Genomic DNA, 19,327 nt, shown 5'->3' on the forward strand with positions numbered 1-19,327 from the left:
GGAAAAGGGAGTGAGTGTGTGGAGCAGGAAATTGATAAGTATAAATCGGCTCTCAAAAAAGCGGCCGCCAAAATAGAAGAGCTGTCCATGATCATTCAAGATCAGAAGAGCAATGAAGAAATTGCGGTAATTGGCTATTCATGTCGCTTCCCAGGAGAAGCATGGAACGCTGAAGGATTCTGGCAAGTAATGGCCAACCGAATGGATTCTGTGACTGAGATTAAATCGGATCGATTTGATTATCGCAACTATTACAGTGATGATCCTGAAGAAGAAGGCAAGATGGTTACGAAGAGCGCATCCTTTTTGCGTGATAATATCAGAGATTTTGATAATATTCATTTCGGTCTATCAGCCATTGAAGCTGCATCAATAGACCCTCAGCACAGACTCTTGCTGGAGGTAAGCTGGGAGGCTATGGAGAATTCAGCCTTGAATATAGAGGAGCTGAAGGGGAGCAGAACAGGTGTATTTATTGGAATCAGCGCTTATGAATATGCCAATGCCGAATTGTATTCGGGTCAAGCTTCCGATATAACGGCTTATTCTACTGCAGGTGTCTCACTTAGCTCCGCTGCCGGTAGATTATCCTATTTCTATGATTTCAAAGGGCCTGCGATCATCTGCGATACGGCATGTTCGTCATCTATTTCAGCCTTGAATATTGCCGTCGACAGCTTGCGGAATAACCAGTGCGACATGGCCATTGTCGGGGGCTCGAATCTATTGCTTACACCAGAGCCATTTATAGGGCTTTCCAAATTCAGCGGTTTGTCTAAGGACGGAAAATGCAAGGCGTTTGATAATGATGCAGACGGTTTTGGAAGAGGCGAGGGCTGCGGTGTCATCGTTCTCAAAAGATTAAAAGATGCCAAGCAAGCTGGAAATGCAGTTGCGGCCCTTATCAAGCATGTAGTGATCGGACAGGATGGCAAGTCAAACGGATTTACTGCTCCAAACGGATTGTCACAACAAGGCGTAATCAGACAGGCACTACAACATGCAAATTTGACTGTTGACGATATCGATTATATCGAAACACATGGTGCCGGCACACCATTAGGCGACCTCATCGAAATCCAATCGTTATCAGAGGTCTTTAAGCATAAAAAGGAGCCTCTATTTATCGGATCCGCCAAACCGAATATTGGGCATTTAGAAGCAGCATCAGGCATGGCCGCATTGATTAAAGTCATTATGTCTCTTGAGAATAAGAAGATCTTGCCTAACATTTATACTCAAAACCCAAATAAGAACATTTCGTGGGGGAAGGTTAAGATCGCTGACGAGTTCATGGACTGGCAGAAGACTGAAGGAGTCAGAAGAGCAGGGATTAGTTCCTTTGGTTTCAGCGGAACGCTGGCGCATGTCATCCTTGAGGAGCCCCCTCAGCCTCATGACAAGGATGAGCAATTGGATGAACTGCCAGCTCATCTATTGACCTTGTCAGCCAAGAATGAAAAAGCTTTAAAAGGATATATAAGCGCGTTGAAGGAGCAATTGGTGAAGGAAACTGGCTCCATCAAGGATATTGCTTATACGTCCAATATTAGCCGCTCATTTTTGAACTACAGATTTGCAGCAGTGGGGAAGAACAAAGAAGACTTACTGGATAAAATGGATTTGGTTCTGAACAATTCTAGCCACCATGAGCTCCTCATCCAGAAGAGTACGGCCAAAGACAACAAAATCGCCTTTTTATTTACGGGCCAAGGCTCCATCTATGACGGAATTGCTAGAGAATTTTACGCGACATCAAGAACATTTAGAGAAACGATGGATCTGTGTAATGAGAAGTTTAAAGCGATACTCGGCCTGTCGATACTTGACGGGATCTACGGGGAAGACACTACGCTGCTCACTAGACCGATCTATTCACAGGCAGCCATATTCTCCATTGAGTATGCCTTAACCAAGCTGTGGGGTGCGTTAGGCATAAAACCTGACGTTATCATCGGTCACAGCATAGGCGAGTATACGGCAGCCTGCTATGCAGGGCTTATCAGCTTGGACGATGTGATCCTGATGATTGCACAGCGTGGCAGAATGATGGAATCCATTGATGTCGAAGGCAAGATGGTTGTCATTCTGACGAATGTGGAATATGTGAAAGCTGCATTGGAAGAGAGCGGATGCAAACAGGTTACCATTGCTGCCATTAACGCTCCTGACAATGTTACGATTTCGGGCCGAAGCGATGAGGTCGATATCGTAATCGAAACCTTGCAAACCAAACATAGAGTCTTTTTTAATAAGCTCAACATTCCTCATCCTTATCACTCCATGTTAATGAAGGAGTATGAAGGCATGTATGAGCAAAGCATCGGAGACATCACATTCTCAAACCTGCAGATAGCAATGATATCCAGCATTACGGGACAAGTGGAACAAGAAGAAGTGTTAGGTAGAAGCAAGTATTGGGTCGAGCATCTATCCAAGCCGGTTAACTTCCAAGGTGCCATGCAAGAGGCCAGACGACTTGGCGTCAATATCTTTATTGAAATCGGAGGCGATGCAACCCTAAGCGGGCTAGCCAACCAATGTCTACAAGATGATGAGATCATGTTTGTCCCTTCTATGAGACGAGAAGCGGAGAACTACACGCAATTTTTCAATTCCGTCTCTGCTTTATTTCTGAAGGGAATGGATCTGGATTGGAACACATTCTATCAATCCTATGCTACGTGTAGAGTAAAGCTTCCAAACTATCCATTTCAGAAGAAGGAACTGTGGAGAGAGGTACGAAGAATAGAACGTGCAGCCGCGTACCCAATCCAAGCAGCAAGCTCCTCCAAGGAAATCAAAGAACTGCCGCCTATTTCACAACACTCACAGCATCCACAACAGCCACAACAGCCGCAAGCTCGCGGGAATCGCTTGCGATCTAACCCGAAAGAGAAGATCAAATCCGAATTAAAAGAAATGATACAGATTTTAACGGGGCTCAAGATCGAAGAGATCGAGGATGACCTCAATCTGCTGACGCTCGGATTTGATTCTTTAGTACTTATCCAACTCAATAAACAAATTACGAATAAGTTCAACATCTCGATTACATTAAATGAGTTCTTTATTAACTTGGATACCGTTGAGAAGATCACCGAGCATATTAACAAACATACGGATTGGGTGGATGAAGAGGAGATCAACGAAATTGGTTATGAGACTGAGTATGATGAACCGGTGAAACCGATCTCAGAGACCATAAATACGATCCCGGATGCAGAGCCAATGAACAGCTTGGCGGCAGCTGGTCAGGCGCAGAACCATTCGTTAGGTGCACTCGATGGCATGGATGCTTTGCAGAATATTTTCAATACGCAGATGAAAATCATGTCCGAACAGCTGGATATTCTGAAGGGTCTTACGAATCCCAGTCAGAAGCCATTGGCAGATAGCAAGAATTCGCCAAACTTGAAGCAGAGCGAGGTCATTGTGAGCAGCCCAAAGGCTTCACCCTTGGCTGTGGACACCAAAAGCCATTATGTACCCTACAAAAAGCTGGAATTAATCGATAATGAAAATTTCAATGAATTGCAGCTTACCTATATTCGAAACATTGAGAAGAAATATACAAGATTCACCCAAAAATCAAAAGAGAATATTCAAAGATACAGAAAAGTATATGCGAATAATCGAAATGTAGCGGGATTCAGGCCGGTTATGAAGGAAATGATCTATCAGATCGTGGCGGACACTGGACAAGGATCGAAGCTTCGCGATATCGACGGGAATAGCATTATCGATTTGACGATGGGCTTTGGCGTTAACTTGCTTGGACATAACCCGAGCTTTATCAATGAAGCATTAACGGAGGAGCTCCGCAGAGGAATGCCTCTAGGCCCAATGGGCAGACTGGCCGGAACCGTTGCCGAACAGATCAGCCAATTAACAGGCGTCGAGCGGGTAGCTTTCTATAATTCAGGAACGGAAGCCAATATGGTGGCTGTACGAATCGCCAGGGCAAGCACAGGCAAGAAGAAGATCGTTACTTTTGCGGGATCCTATCACGGAACCTATGACGGCTTGCTTGGATTGTCCTCCATTGGTGAGGACGGAAGCCTGACGACGATCCCATTGGCTCCAGGTATTATGGAGAGCGTTGTCAGTGATTTAGTTATGTTGAATTACAATCAAGAGGCTTCGCTGGATTATATCAGAAATCACGCGAATGAAATCGCCGGTGTCCTAGTTGAGACCGTTCAAAGCCGAAGACCGGATGTTCAGCCTAAGGAGTTCCTGAAGAAACTTAGGCAAATCACGGAAGAAAACGGAGTTGCACTCATATTTGACGAGATCATTACAGGCTTTAGAATTGACCCAGGCGGAGCCCAAGCGTATTTCGGTATCAAAGCAGATATCGTAACCTATGGTAAGGTCCTTGGCGGCGGGATGCCGATCGGGGTTGTTTCCGGAAAATCCGAGTTTATGGACTGTATTGATGGAGGCATGTGGAGCTTTGGAGATACATCGGTTCCGCCTTGTGAGAAGAAGAGAACGTTTGTTGCCGGAACCTTCTCACATCACCCGCTGGCCATGGCTGCAGCTCACGCTTCATTAACCTATATTACGGAGAACAAAGATACGCTCTATGACAGACTGAATCAAAAAACTAATGACTTTGTACAACGAGTGAACGCGTATTTCGAACAGCAGCATGTCCCAATCAAAGTCGTGAATTTCGGTTCCTTATTCAGATTTGTATTTCGAGGGGACTTCGAAATCTTCTTCTTCGGCTTGCTGGAGAAGGGTGTGTATGTATGGGAAGGACGGAATTGCTTCTTCTCCACCGAACACACGGATGCGGATATCGAAAATATATTTACTGCCATCAAAATGACGATTGAAGAGATGCGTCAAGCCGGATATTTTGGCGACTCCTCAATGAACCAGCATGCTGTTCAGGTGACTCAATCCACTCGGCAGGAAAAGCAGCAACCTGTAATTCCGATGTCTATCATTCAGCAACGATTATACACTCTAAGCTCCATTGGCAAAGATGACCCCTATAATATGGTGACCGTACTAAAAGTTAGGGGAGCGCTGGATCGGCATAAATTTGAAGCCGTACTCAATGAAATCGTGATGCGTCACGAGAGCCTGCGCACACGCCTATTTGTTGAAGATGGGGAGTTTAAGCAAGAAATTCTTGAACAGGTGGAGTTTACAATCGATATCGTCAAAAAGGGCTTGCATGAGGATTTGGATGAGCTCATTCAATCATTAGTTACCCCTTTTGATCTAGCGGAAGCTCCTTTGTTGAAGGTCATCTTAATCGAAGAGGGCAGCCAAGAAGGTACGATGATTTTCAACTTCCATCATACGATAGCAGACGGCATTTCAATGAGTATCTTCGTGCAAGAGTTCATGTGCTTGTATGCGAATGAACGACTTATGCCTGTGAATAAGCAGTATCGAGATTTTGTTGAATGGGAAACCCGCTACTTGGCATCGGATGAAAAGAAGCAGAGCGAACAGTATTGGCTGAGCAAATTATCCGGTGATTTGAATGTTCTGAAGCTCCCTGCCGACTTTCCAACACCTGTAGAGTCTGATTTCACGGCCAATACGGTTCATATGCAGATCGAATCCGAATTGGTTCGTGATTTGAAAACAGTTGCTTCGCGTCATCAATGCTCTTTATTTATGTTGTTGGCTGCAGGGTTTAATCTTCTACTTAAAAAATTAACTGGAAATGAAGACATTTGCATAGGAACTCCTGTGACAAACCGGGCAGATGGTTCTTTTGATGAGAGCATTGGTATGTTTACCAACACCATCGTGCTGAAGAACAATCCTTCAGATGACAAGACGTTTGCAGCGTTTGTCAAGGAAGTCAAACAAAATTGTATTGAAGCGTACTCTAATATGTATTACCCGTTCAATTATCTGGCAAGCCTCATGAAGAAAGCGAAAAACAGCAGAGAGGGCTTCCTTAATGTACGGTTTGTCTATGAAAAAACGGATGAAAGAGTACTCATGATCGATAATTTAGAAATTACAACCTATGAATATAAGAGTGCATTATCCGACTTTGATTTTGTCATTGAAATTCTTGAGGAAAATGGCGCATTCCATATCGGGATGACTTATAAAACAAGTCTGTTCAAAGAAGAGACGATCGGGAAATGGGGACAAGACTATCAAAGAATCTTAGAGTTTATTATTACTCATAACGATCCTAACGATAACTCTAGACTTACACTCAAGGATTTTGGCAATATCGGACAAGATAACACGAACAAGCATACGCAGAATGGAATACCCGCTCGTGATGCGCTGCCAGTGCCTAGCGGACGTACCGTAGCAGGTGCGGGTTTTGAGGCTCCGCGTACTGAAATCGAAGAGGAATTCGCTCACATATGGGAAAAAACATTAAGCTCTAGTCCGATCGGCATCAACGATGATTTCTTCCAAATGGGCGGGGATTCGATTAAAGCCATTCAGCTCATCTCACGAGCCAGAGCTAAGGGCTACATCTTCGAGGTTGATCACTTATACAAAAACCCCACGATCAAGCAGCTAGTGAAAGTAATAGAGTCGAAGCATCACAAGCAGATGCAGAATTCCTTAGCTGGGGAAGTAAAGTTAGCTCCGATGCAAAAGCAATTTTTTGAACAATTATCTGTTGATCAACATCATTGCTGCGAGAGTAGAATGCTGCACAGGGCAGCGGGCTTTCAGGCTAACACGGTAAAGGAAGTGTTTGATCAATTGATCATTCGGCATGACGCATTGCGAATGGTGTATCAGCAGGACCACGGCAATGTCGTTCAAATCAATCGAGGAGCCGGTGAAGCACAGTATGACCTTCAGGTATATGAGAATGTAACGGATCAAGAAGTTATCGAAACATGCAATGAGATCCAGAACGGTATGGATCTTGAGAAAGGGCCGCTCGTAAGACTGGGCTTGTTCCAAATGAGCTCGGGGGACAAATTATTCATCGCTATCCATGGTCTTCTTATCGATGAGATATCTTGGAGCATTCTGCTAGAAGACTTCATGAATGGGTATACGCAGGCAGAACAGGGATTGGGCATCGTGTTGGCGGAGAACACGACTTCCTTCAAGGAATGGTCAGACAAGCTGAACGAATATGCAGACTCTTATCGTGTGAAAAGGCAGGCTGACTATTGGAAAAGGTTACATGACACGACGGCCACCAAAAAATTGCCAAGGGAGAGAGGTAAACTTGCATGGAGTTGAACAAACAAGTTCAAGAGCTTGGTGTACAAGTTACCGGAGAGTTGCTGAATAATATCAACAATGCATATCATACGAATCTTCTTGATATTTTATTAGCTGCCTTGGCCCTGACGATTCGAGACTGGACAAGAGAAGAGAACACATTGATCAGCTTGATTGGCCACGGCAGGGAAGAATGGGCACAGCCTATGGATTTGAGCAGAACTGTTGGGTGTTTCCGTTCACAATTTCCAGTTGTCCTCAGAGCTTACGATGATCTCGGCGACACAATCAAACATACGAAAGACATGCTGCGGCGAATTCCGAATCAGGGACGCTTCTATGGTATCCTCAAGTACTTATCCACTGAAGACTTGAACCTTGCAGAGCCCGAAATTGGCTTTCATTATGTAGGCAGAATCGATCCAGGTGCTAGCGGAGATGGATTTGAAATTACGAATCTGGGTTCCAGTGAATACTCATCCAAGTACCTAACAAGCTCACATGCTCTAGATATCGAAGCTATCCTCATCGCAGACAATTTGAAGCTCACTTTCATATACGAGCAAGATGATTTTATTCCAGGAACGATTGAGAAGCTGCTAAGCGTATATCAAAATCAATTGGATCGCCTTATTCAACATTGTACAACCAAGCAGGAAGCGGAAATTACCGTTACCGATATTACGCTAGAAGATATAACTATGGAACAATTGTCCGCATACAAGAATGAGCTTCACAATGTTAAGAACATCTACCCTCTTGCGCCTATGCAAGAGGGTATGCTTTATCATGCTTTGACAGATGAGCAGGATACGTACATCAAGTTGTCCTGTTTCCAGGTGGAAGGGCACATTGATCTGGAGATGCTGGATCGAGCTTTTAACATGGTTATCGATCGACATGATATTTTACGGACAGTATTTGATTATTCATCGTTTCAACAAAATATGCAGGTCGTTTATAGAAAGCGAAGAGGAGCAGTTGAGTACATCGACATCACCGAGCAGGGCGAAGATAATGAAGCATATCTGGAGGATTTAATCAGGCAATATCGGGCAAGACGATTTGATTTAAGCAAGGATGTACTGCTTCGCATTGTACTTGTTCGAATGCAAGAGAACAGATACAGTATGATTTTTCATCTGCATCATATTCTTATGGATGGATGGTGCAACAGCTTAATTCTTATTGAATTGTTTAAAATTTATAATGAAATCAAGCATGGGATTCCAGCGAGTCTGAACGATGTCGTACCTTATTCTACTTATATCGATTGGCTCAAAGACAAAGATATCAATGAAGCTAAAGCGTACTGGAAAGATTACTTGCATGACTGCAAGGAAGTCACGAGGATCCCTTTTGAAAGAGAACATAAAACGAATGAAGTCATCAATAAAGAGATGGCATTGGTGTTGGACGAGGAAAGATTGTCATCCATCATGCGAATCGCTCAGGATAGTAGAGTTACGGTGAATACCGTGATCCAGAGTGTCTGGGCGATTCTTCTTAGCAAATTCAACAATACCGATGATATTGTATACGGGTATGTTGTCTCTGGGAGAAATGCGGAGATCGAAGGCGTGGAAGTGATTCCTGGACTGTTTATCAATACAGTCCCACTTCGTGTGAAATTTACTGACAACTTGCAATATCCTGATCTCGTGAAGCAGATCACCAACACTACACTAGAGAACAACAAACATGATTTTGTAAGTCTTGCGGAAATTCAAAATCTGAGTGAGGCGAAAAGCGATCTGATTCGCAGCCTCCTTGTATTTGAGAATTATCCGATTGATGAGAAGCAACTGAACGAAGAAATATTGAAAAACAATGATTTGAAAATACTCAATTCCGTGTTTGTGCTGCCGCATCAGCTCATTGAAGGATCAAACTATAACGTAACGCTAGTTGTCAACCAAGATGACAAGATGATGATCAATTTCATCTATAATGAGAACGCATTGGCTGAAGCGGATATGTCAAAGATCATCCGAGCGTTTGATGCGATTGTGAATCAGATTATTGACAACACAAATGTATGCGTTGATGATGTTGACATCATTGACGAGCGCGAGAAGCATCACATTCTTCATGTGTTTAATGATACGCGTAGCAACTATCCGAAGGATAAAACCATTATCCAACTGCTTGAAGAGCAAGTAGAGAGAGTTCCGCAGAATATCGCATTACGCTTCCAAGACGAACAGATAACCTATCAAGAGCTTAATGAGAGAGCCAATCGTCTGGCTCATTATGTAAGACAGATGGGCGTAGGGAACAATGTCATCGTTGGTGTTATGGGTGAACGTTACGTGGAAACGGTGATCGGCATTGTAGCAGTTCTAAAGGCTGGCGGAGCTTATTTGCCAATTGATCCGAAATACCCGCTAGACCGAATGAGGACTCTGCTTGCAGACTCCAACACTGGAATGCTCCTTGCCCAATCCTCTCATATGGAAGCATTACTTCATATCGATAGCCAGATCGACATCGTGCTTACGGATCGAATCGCAGTGGAATTGTCATCAGAGAGCTCAGATAATCCGTTGCTGATTAACAGCCCTTCAGATTTGGCTTATGTCATGTATACATCCGGCTCCACGGGAAGACCAAAAGGGGTTATGGTAGAGCATCAAAGTGTTGTGCGGCTTGTCCAAAACACGAACTACATAGAGTTTGCGGAAGGAGACCGGATCTTACAAACAGGGGCGATGGTCTTTGATGCCTCCACATTCGAGATCTGGGGAGCCTTGCTGAATGGAATCGAATTGGTGTTGGTTGACGAACATATCCTCTTACATGCGGAACGGTTAGGGGAGGAAATTAGTAGAAATCAAATTACAACGATGTGGTTGACCTCTCCGTTATTTAATCAGCTCGTTCAACAGGACGTGACGATATTTAAGGGACTGAAGTATTTAATTGTGGGTGGAGATGCGCTGTCTTGGGAGCACATCAATCAAGTCAGACAGGCTTATCAGGGCCTGAAGCTGATAAATGGGTACGGTCCAACCGAAAATACAACTTTCTCAACCTCCTATGCTATTGAGGAAGAGTTCGGCAGCTCTATCCCAATTGGAAAAGCAATTAGCAATTCGAAAGCCTATATCGTAGATCGTCATCACCATTTACAGCCTATTGGTGTGGCGGGTGAACTATGCGTTGCCGGAGACGGTCTTGCTCGCGGTTACGTCAACAATCCAGAATTGACGGCGGCGAAGTTCGTTCCGAACCCGTTCGAAGCGGGGGCACGAATGTATAAGACCGGAGACTTGGCTCGCTGGTTGCCTGATGGTAATATCGAATATTTGGGCCGGATTGATGAACAGGTCAAAATTCGAGGCTTCCGCATCGAACCAAGCGAAATCGCCCAGCAATTGCTGCTGCACGAGGTGATCCAAGATGCAATCGTAGTGGCCCAAATAGGTGAGGACGGACAAGCGTACCTATGCGCGTATATTGTGAGCGAGATGGAACTGTCTGCATCAGAACTGCGGAATCATGTGTCTGCATCGCTGCCGAGCTACATGATTCCTTCGTATTTCGTACAGATGGATCGGCTGCCGTTAACCCCGAATGGAAAAGTAGACCGTAAGGCATTGCCGGAACCAGATGGCAAAGTGGTTACTGGAGCCGAATACGCAGCGCCTCGAAATGACATGGAGAGAGCAATCGCCCAGGTATGGGAAAAGATATTAGGCGTGAGGAATGTTGGCCTCAATGACGATTTTTTCGCCTTAGGCGGAGATTCCATTAAAGCGATCCAAGCGATTGCACAAATGAGCAATAGAGGGTATTCATTTGAGATTAAAGACTTAATGGGCAATCCTAGAATTAAAGACTTGATCCCGCATATCAAATCGACAACAAAAACCATAGATCAGGGCGAAGTATCCGGCGAGATCGAGCTGACACCAATTCAGAAATGGTTCTTAGCGCAAGAGAATCTTGACAAGGATCATTTTAATCAGGAGCTCATGCTGTACCGTGAAGACGGCTTCAGCGTAAATCGAATTGAACGTGCTTTCGATCGTATTGTGCAGCATCATGATCTATTGCGAGCCATATATGTTGACCAGGCGTTAATCAATCGAGAAGTAACGAATAGATTATATGATTTTCATATTTATGACCTTAGAGGAAAACCGATTACGGATAATTATATTACTGGCTTATGTACTGAACTCCAGGCCAGTATGAAATTAGCGAAGGGGCCGCTTGTCAAAATAGGGCTGTTCCAAACAGATAAGGGCGATCATTTGCTTGTATCCATTCATCATATGGTTGTAGATGCAGTGTCATGGAGAATTATTATAGAGGACTTTGATATGCTCTATCAGAATCCAGAAAAGAGTTTGCCGTTGAAGACCAGCTCCTTCCAAGAATGGGCTTCCAAGCAGAAGCAGTATGCTGGCGGATTTACATTGCATAATGAGCTAAAATACTGGAATCGTCTTAGCCAATGGGACGTGAAAGAGATTAACAAGGATCATGAGCCTTCAAGTATACAGGGCGCTAAGATCATAAAAAAGACGATTATGCTGGATCAGGCCTATACCGAGAAGTTATTAACCAAAGTCAATAAGGCGTATTCAACGGAAATCAATGATATCCTTCTCTCAGCCTTAACCGTATCGATTGCTAATTACAATCAAACGGAGCGTATACTCATTAATTTGGAATCGCACGGAAGAGAACAAATCGTAGATGATGTGGACATAACAAGGACAGTCGGGTGGTTCACCAGTCAATACCCGGTGATTCTGCACGCCCAAGAACATATTTCGGATGTAATCAAATTTACGAAGGATACACTCAGACGGATTCCTCACAAAGGGATAGGCTATGGAATGCTTAAATATTTATCGCCTTTTGATTTGAAGGTGATACGCAACCCAGATATCAGCTTTAACTATTTGGGACAGTTCGATGAGAGTATATCTGGCGACAACTTTACGTTATCCAATATATTACCTGGGGATTCGGTGAGCCAAGAAAGCGGCAGATTGTATCCTCTTACGATCTCAGCAATGGTGCTGCATAAGCAATTCCGTCTGACCTTGAGCTACGTCAGGGAAGAATTTAACGATGCAACGATTGATAAGATGCTGCAGCGTTATATGGACAGTCTTAAGCAGATTATCGATCATTGCATCTCCCAAGAGCATGTAGAAGTTACCGCTTCGGATGTTACCGATGAGAACATATCCTGGGCAGAATTAGCTCCGTACCATGAGCAAATCAACAACGTGAAACGCATGTACCCGCTCACTCCAATGCAGGAAGGTCTGCTGTTCCATTCGATGGCGGATAAGGGCGAGTACTACCATGTCAATATGGAGCTTAGGGTAATCGGAGAACTTAATGCGGAGTTATTCAAGAAGAGCTTTGTAGAGCTTGTTGCTCGTCATGACATCTTGCGTACGAATGTTGACAGCAATCATTTCAAAGAAAATATGCAGATCGTGTACAAATCAAGAGAACCCGAGTTCACGTATTTGGATATTAGAGACTTACCATCCGATAAGGAAGCGTATATCGAACAGCTGGTCATAGAGGATAGACGAAGAGGCTTTGATTTAAGCAACGATATCCTTATTCGATTATTTATAGTACGGATCAGCGAGCGGGAATACAGTTTACTGTTAAGCAATCACCATATTATTTTGGACGGATGGTCATTTGGGATCATTAGCAGTGAACTGTTCGATATCTATAATCTACTGTTGAGTAATACGCCTTTAGAAGCGAAGAAAATACAACCTTATGAAGCGTATATCAAGTGGATTGGTTCGCAGGATAAGACGGCAGCTCTGAACTATTGGTCAACGTATTTGAAGGGATACGACACGACAATCGATATTCCATTCAAGAAAGCTTCAACAGTCCAAGGGAAACCGCAAGAGGTTATTCTACGTCTAGATAAAAGCGTTACAAAACAAATTGAGCTGCTAGCGCAGCAGCATACCGTTACAGTCAATACCATTTTCCAGAGTATATGGGCGATCCTGCTGCAACGATATAATCATGTGGATGATGTTGTGTTCGGATTTATTGTATCGGGCAGGACAACTCAAATACATGGAATTGATGAAATGGTAGGATTATTTATCAATACCATTCCATTACGAGTAAATGCGACGCAGGAGAAACGATATACGGAAGTGCTGCGGCAAATAAAATCGGATTTTCACGAGAGTGAGCCCTATCATTATTGCTCAATAGCGGAAATCCAAAAGCTGACTGAGGTTGGTAATAGCCTCATCAATGGGCTGATGGTCTATGAAAATTATCCGATGGATCAAGATATGATTCATAAAGATATTCAAGATCAGGTCAATCTTCGTATTCATTCAGCCCGGATATTTGAGGAAACGAACTATAGCTTCAATATCAAGGTCATTCCAGGGGAAGAGCTGCTTGTCAAATTCAACTATAATGACGGGATTTACGATGAAGAGAGCGTCCATACGATCAAAGGCCATTTCCTTCACATTTTGAACCAAATCATGTCCAATCCGCATATCCGCATTGATGAACTTGAAATTGTGGGAGAGGAAGAGATAAACGAAATCTTGGTCGATTTCAACAACACGGTTATGGAGCTTCAACCTGAGGACACAATTCAAAGTCTCTTTGTACATCAAGTGATGAGGAACCCAGAGAAAACGGCGGTACGATGCGGTGAAGATTCCATTAGCTATCTTGAGTTGCATCAGAGAGCGAACGCGTTAGCTATTCAACTCAGAGAGAAGGGCATAGGTGCGGAGTCGATCGTGCCGATCATGATCGATCGCTCCATCAACATGGTTGTAGGCGTACTAGCCATCTTGCAGGCAGGCGCTGCCTATCTGCCTATTGATACAAACTATCCGGAAGAACGAATCAATTATATGTTGCAGGACAGTAAAGCAGAGCTTATGCTATCTACCCATACACTTACGCAGAAGAGAACACTAGAAATTAATGAAATGATTGATTTGGAAGATAAGGCGTTATACGTACGCTCGATTGAACAAATCGATAATATCAACCATCCTCACGATTTGGCCTATGTGATCTATACCTCAGGAACGACCGGAAAGCCTAAGGGAGTAATGGTCGAGCATAAGGGCGTCATTAACTTGAAGCACTGGTTTGAGCGCGAGCTTGGAATCGGTAACGATGAGAATATACTGCAATTTGCAAGTATAGCGTTTGATGCGTTCTCATGGGAGTTGTTCATGGCATTATTGCTTGGCAATACCCTTTATATTCCGGATCAAGAGGTGCTGCTCAATACGGATTTATTGAACGAATTTGTGAGAACTCACGGCATTACCACCATTACTTTACCTCCATTTGTCGCGGGTAATTTGGAGGCAGGGAACGGTTTGAAGCGGGTCATAACAGCAGGAAGTGAACTGAAGTACGAACAGATCTCGCATTTGCTCGGACAAGTAGAGGTCATTAACGCCTATGGCCCGACGGAGGATACCGTATGTACAACAGCATGCAAGCTGTCCGAGGTTCAGCAAACGAAAATCTCCATTGGAGCTCCGATCGCAAATCATCGCGTATTGATACTGGATGCTAATCATAAACTGGTTCCGGTAGGTGTAAATGGTGAACTGTGCATCGCAGGTGTGGGGCTAGCAAGGGGCTACTTGAATAACGAGCAATTAACGAAAGAAAGATTTATTCATAATCCATATCGGGCAGAAGAGATTCTCTACAAAACGGGTGATGTGGCAAGATGGCTGCCTGATGGAAATATCGAATATGTAGGAAGGATCGACCATCAGGTTAAAATCAGAGGATATCGAATCGAAATCGGCGAGATTGAGCAGACCCTGTTACAGCTGCCAGAAGTGTCCCAGGTTGCAATTATTGATAAGGAAATCGATGGATCGAAAGTTCTCTGTGCCTATTATGTAGCAGAGCAGGAAATCGCTATCCATACTTTACGGGAATCGTTAAGCAAGAAATTGCCGGCCTATATGATACCCGCGTATTTCCTGAGAATGGAGTCGCTGCCATTTAATCTAAATGGAAAAGTGGATCGCAAGCGATTGCCTGAAATGGAAGGCAATATCAAGACGGGCGCTCATTACGAGGAAGCCGGGAATGAAATCGAAAATCTAATGATCGACATTTGCAAGGATGTACTGGGATTGCAGCAGTTGAGTGTTAGGGACAATTTATTTGAAGTTGGCGGAGACTCGATACGAATTGCAAAAATATACAAAGAACTAAAAAAGGTGAATATTCACATTTCTATTAAAGATATATTCTATTATGAAAATATCCGTGACCTCTACAGAAACTGGGCGAACAAAGAAATGGATTGTAAGGAAGAACAGGAATCTAAGAGCTTAGAGCGGATTTCACGAAACGAATCAAATTGGGAGCAAGCTCTAGCTGACCAACTCAACGACTTTAGCAGTTCGATTGTAAATAATAACGAGATAACGAGCGTGTACCCACTATCCGCGATGCAGAAAATCCTTCTTGATACCAACCAAACGTATAGTGGGGCGATCATCGATTTTAATCACCAAGTTAATGTGCAGCTGCTGAAGAAGAGCATTGCATCAGTTATTAACGAACAAGGTCTGTTACGAAGTACATTAATCCAAACTGATCATCAAATCATGATCCAAGAGTACGGGGTGGTTCAAGGCATTGATATCCCTTATGTAGACTTGGAACATGCGAGCGAAGAGCAGAAAGAACATATTCAGTCCTATATCCATGAGCGGTTTGGAGATCATGCGGATCGTACAAATGTTTTGAATAATCTGCTGTACAACATGATTATCACCAAAATCTCGGACAGTCGTTATAAGGTTTATATGCCTTGCAGTCATCTCATTTTTGATGCCATGAGCTTCGATATCATACAGTCAAGTATCCAACAAGCCTATGCAAACAATGGGGAATCAAGAGGGCAAAGCATATTGCAATATGAACATTATGTTCAAGAACAGTCGAGAGGGCCGCAAGGGATAACGGAAAAGGATCTGATCGAGAGGTTTAAGCTGACTGATTTTCAGGATAGCTTTAGCCAGTATTTCAAAAAGTACAAGGAAGCATCATTGATTCATACAACCATTTCGATTCCGTTGACTGAAGAAATACGCGAGTCTGTACAAGAGATGTCCTGGGATATATCCATGAACATCTTTTTAAAAATTGTTGAGCTCGCTTTCGATCTTGATTCGGTACCGTTTGCACTTATGCATACAGGAAGAAAATATACATCCCATAACTATTATCATACTATGGGGGCATTTATTGATATTCTGCCTCTGAGTCTACCACGAGATCAGCACCTGGCAATGGAAGACATAAATGAACTCATTCGCTTTGCCTATGAGAAAAACATTCATTTTGCAGCCTTACTATCTCAAGAAGAGCCGAAGAACAAGTATAAGAAGGTACGACGTGCATTAAAAGAGATCTACAGCTCTGAAACGATTACGCTCCCGATTTTTAACTACCTTGGACTGTTTGATTCACATGCGGAGATGAAGAATGAGCTCACTGCAATCAAGGAGATGTACAGCAGCAGGACAAAGAAATTATCTACGGAGATCACAATAGCGGTAGTAGAGGATCAGCTCATGATTAAGCTATTTTGCGAGGAGCACAAAATACCAAGGATTACAAAAGAGATTCAAACCTATATGAATAATGTAAAGGAATATTTGCCGCTAGCATCGCGGTGATATGTCCACAAGGTATTTGTAAATTCGTTTCAAACTATGTAGCCCGATGAATGGTTCATTCATCGGGCTTTTCTTTTTTTGTCGCGCATATCCGGCTCCAACAGCACGACTTGCAGGCTAAGCTTCTTACACAATGTAATGTCCTTCTGACTGTCCTCAGCCAAACCAATGGCTTGCATATCCTTTTGTTCCTTCAGAATCTATGTAGGCTGCGCTCAGACCAAACCCTTCAGATGGTCTCCATACCGATCCCATTATCCTAACCTTCCAATCTGATTTGCCGCTCCTTATAGTGCAGAGCGACCGTAATCTCTGAAGACTGTCTTGTATTTTCATGCGGGCTCCCAGATTTAGTTGCGTTTAGGAATGCTAACCTGATGCAACAAGAATCACATTGCTCAAATTAAAAAACCTGTACTTTTTTATCCCTTTAGAATAAGAAAGTACAGGTTTTTTTTGTATATTATCTGACCAGTCAAACGTTTTTAAAGAGACTGGATTAATCTCCAAAGGTTTTCATTACAGCGCAAGCGACCGTTAGTGCTAGCGCATCACCATGTCGGCAATAGGATAATCCGGTTGTGTGCTTAATATTTGAATATTCCGACGCAGGCGGTTATAGCGCAGCGAGCAGTAATCCAGGTAATCATCCCCTGTATAATGGCGCAGCAGGGCCCATACCGTCCATAACAAATCTTGGGCCATCATATAGCATTTGACCTTCATCAGATCATCCTCTGTAAACGTATTGCCGTAATAGGCTTCAAAAAGTTGCTCAATCGCCTCTTCTGTCAAACGCGATTCGATGATATATGCAGCAATATCAAAGGCCGGATCATTCATTCCGGAATATTCCCAATCTATCAAATAGACGCTGCCGTCCCCATCTACGAGAAAATTCTCCGGAACCGTATCATTATGGCAAGGGACGGAAAGGACATTTTTGAGATGTTCCTGCATGAAATGAAGCAATTGCTCTTTTAAGGAGGCGTAATCAAAAAACAATTCACCGTTGATCTGCGTGACAATGGTTTCATATTTGGCAAGTTCACTGAGCCAATCAAACTTGTTCGGGAAGTGCTTGGGACTACCGTGAATTTTCTTCAGTAAAGAGGAAACAGCCTGCAAGCTCGGCAAAGCCAAAGGTCCCGCCGCGGCAAGCGTTGTGCTATCGGGAATATATTTGCTGATCTTAATGCCGCTTTCCTCATCAAAATATATACATTCTGAATTTACGCCAAACTCCGAAGCGATGCCGTTGTTCACACGCTCTATCTTGCGATCGATCATTTGATCAGTCAGATTACCGGGCTTGCGAATCACATACTCCGTTCCGTGGATATTCATAATGTAGTTATAATTGGTCAACCCGCCTGCAAAACGAGATTTGTCAAAAACAATACTCTCATCTTTAAAAAAAAGACGGAGTTTTTGCTGCACAAGGTTCTCCATATTCATTTGTTTGGATAAAAAGTCGTTTAGAGGTTTCATGATGGCCTTTTCTCGGCATTCCATATACATGCTTTAACAATGTATATACTCGCCGCACAGATTTTTCCACAATTATAGCAAGATAGGAGAAGTAATTCAATGAAATAGACACGCTTGAGGACGTTCTGGTACTTGTCGTGCAAGAAAGACGTTTTTGTACCAGATTGGCGGTAAAGGGGGCATTAGAATCCTAAAATCAGCTACCGAATCCTCCATAATCACGGGGAGAACCATGTTAACCTGCTAGTAAGAGTTAAATATCTACGATTACAGCGATTTCACAAATAAAAATGACCTATGTGAGGTGAGATTCGAATGGAGTACCGGGGAGAAGAAGCTCTCGGGCTTGTGGAAACATTGGGCATGGTTCCTGCCATCCAAGCAGCGGACGCTATGCTTAAAGCAGCAGATGTTGTTCTAGTATCCTATGAGAATGTTGGTTCCACACTCGTAACGATAATGGTAAAAGGTGATGTGGCGGCGGTTCGTTCGGCAGTAGAGGCTGGCGCTGAAGCAGCAGCGAAGATTGGCAAAGTCACGGCCCATAATGTGATGCCGCGTCCGCTCAGTTCTATTGCAGGAATTGTGAAAGCGCATTCTATAAACGCATAATTGCCGGGGAGGGAAAGAGGTTCATGAGCAAGCATGATGCACTGGGTTTCATTGAAACCTTTGGAATTGTATTCATCATGGAAGCGGCAGATGCCATGTGCAAAGCGGCCAATGTAGATTTGATCGGTTATGAAAACGTAGCGTCCGGTTATATATCTGTCCTTGTTCGCGGAGATGTAGGGGCTGTAAGGGCTGCAGTAGATGCCGGCGTCGCCGCAGTACAGGCGATGGGGACTGAGGTGTACAGCTCAAACGTTATTCCTAATCCACACCCAGACATTGAAAAGATCATTGCCCGCTATGCCTTTCCAGCTTAGGGGTAG

The 19,327-nt window shown here is 43.5% G+C and carries 5 protein-coding genes; 4 read left to right on the forward strand and 1 reads right to left on the reverse strand.

Going from position 1 to position 19,327, the window contains the following annotated elements; genetic code table 11:
* The first annotated feature begins 18 nt into the window (after nucleotides 1–18).
* Nucleotides 19–7,209, forward strand: a complete 7,191-nt coding sequence (locus tag ABN764_RS03505; protein WP_446670928.1) for an aminotransferase class III-fold pyridoxal phosphate-dependent enzyme — start codon at nucleotides 19–21, stop codon at nucleotides 7,207–7,209.
* Nucleotides 7,200–16,901, forward strand: a complete 9,702-nt coding sequence (locus ABN764_RS03510) for a non-ribosomal peptide synthetase (RefSeq protein WP_446670929.1) — start codon at nucleotides 7,200–7,202, stop codon at nucleotides 16,899–16,901. The genes ABN764_RS03505 and ABN764_RS03510 overlap by 10 nt, the downstream gene beginning before the upstream one ends.
* A gap of 543 nt (nucleotides 16,902–17,444) precedes the next feature.
* On the opposite strand, the gene ABN764_RS03515 is transcribed toward ABN764_RS03510, so the two are convergent.
* Nucleotides 17,445–18,341, reverse strand: a complete 897-nt coding sequence (locus ABN764_RS03515) for a phosphotransferase (protein ID WP_446670930.1) — start codon at nucleotides 18,339–18,341, stop codon at nucleotides 17,445–17,447.
* Nucleotides 18,342–18,707: 366 nt separating this feature from the next.
* Between ABN764_RS03515 and ABN764_RS03520 the strand changes: the two genes are divergently transcribed.
* Both ABN764_RS03520 and ABN764_RS03525 read left to right on the forward strand, forming a co-directional pair.
* Entirely contained in the window at nucleotides 18,708–19,004 is a 297-nt protein-coding gene (locus tag ABN764_RS03520) for a BMC domain-containing protein (protein WP_021255521.1), read from the forward strand.
* A 23-nt stretch (nucleotides 19,005–19,027) separates the two neighbouring features.
* Nucleotides 19,028–19,321, forward strand: a complete 294-nt coding sequence (locus ABN764_RS03525; protein ID WP_446670931.1) for a BMC domain-containing protein — start codon at nucleotides 19,028–19,030, stop codon at nucleotides 19,319–19,321.
* The last annotated feature ends 6 nt before the right edge of the window (nucleotides 19,322–19,327 follow it).

It is taken from the genome of Paenibacillus wuxiensis, assembly GCF_040195695.1.
In the GTDB taxonomy this organism is placed as follows: Bacteria; Bacillota; Bacilli; order Paenibacillales; family Paenibacillaceae; genus Paenibacillus_B; species Paenibacillus_B suaedae.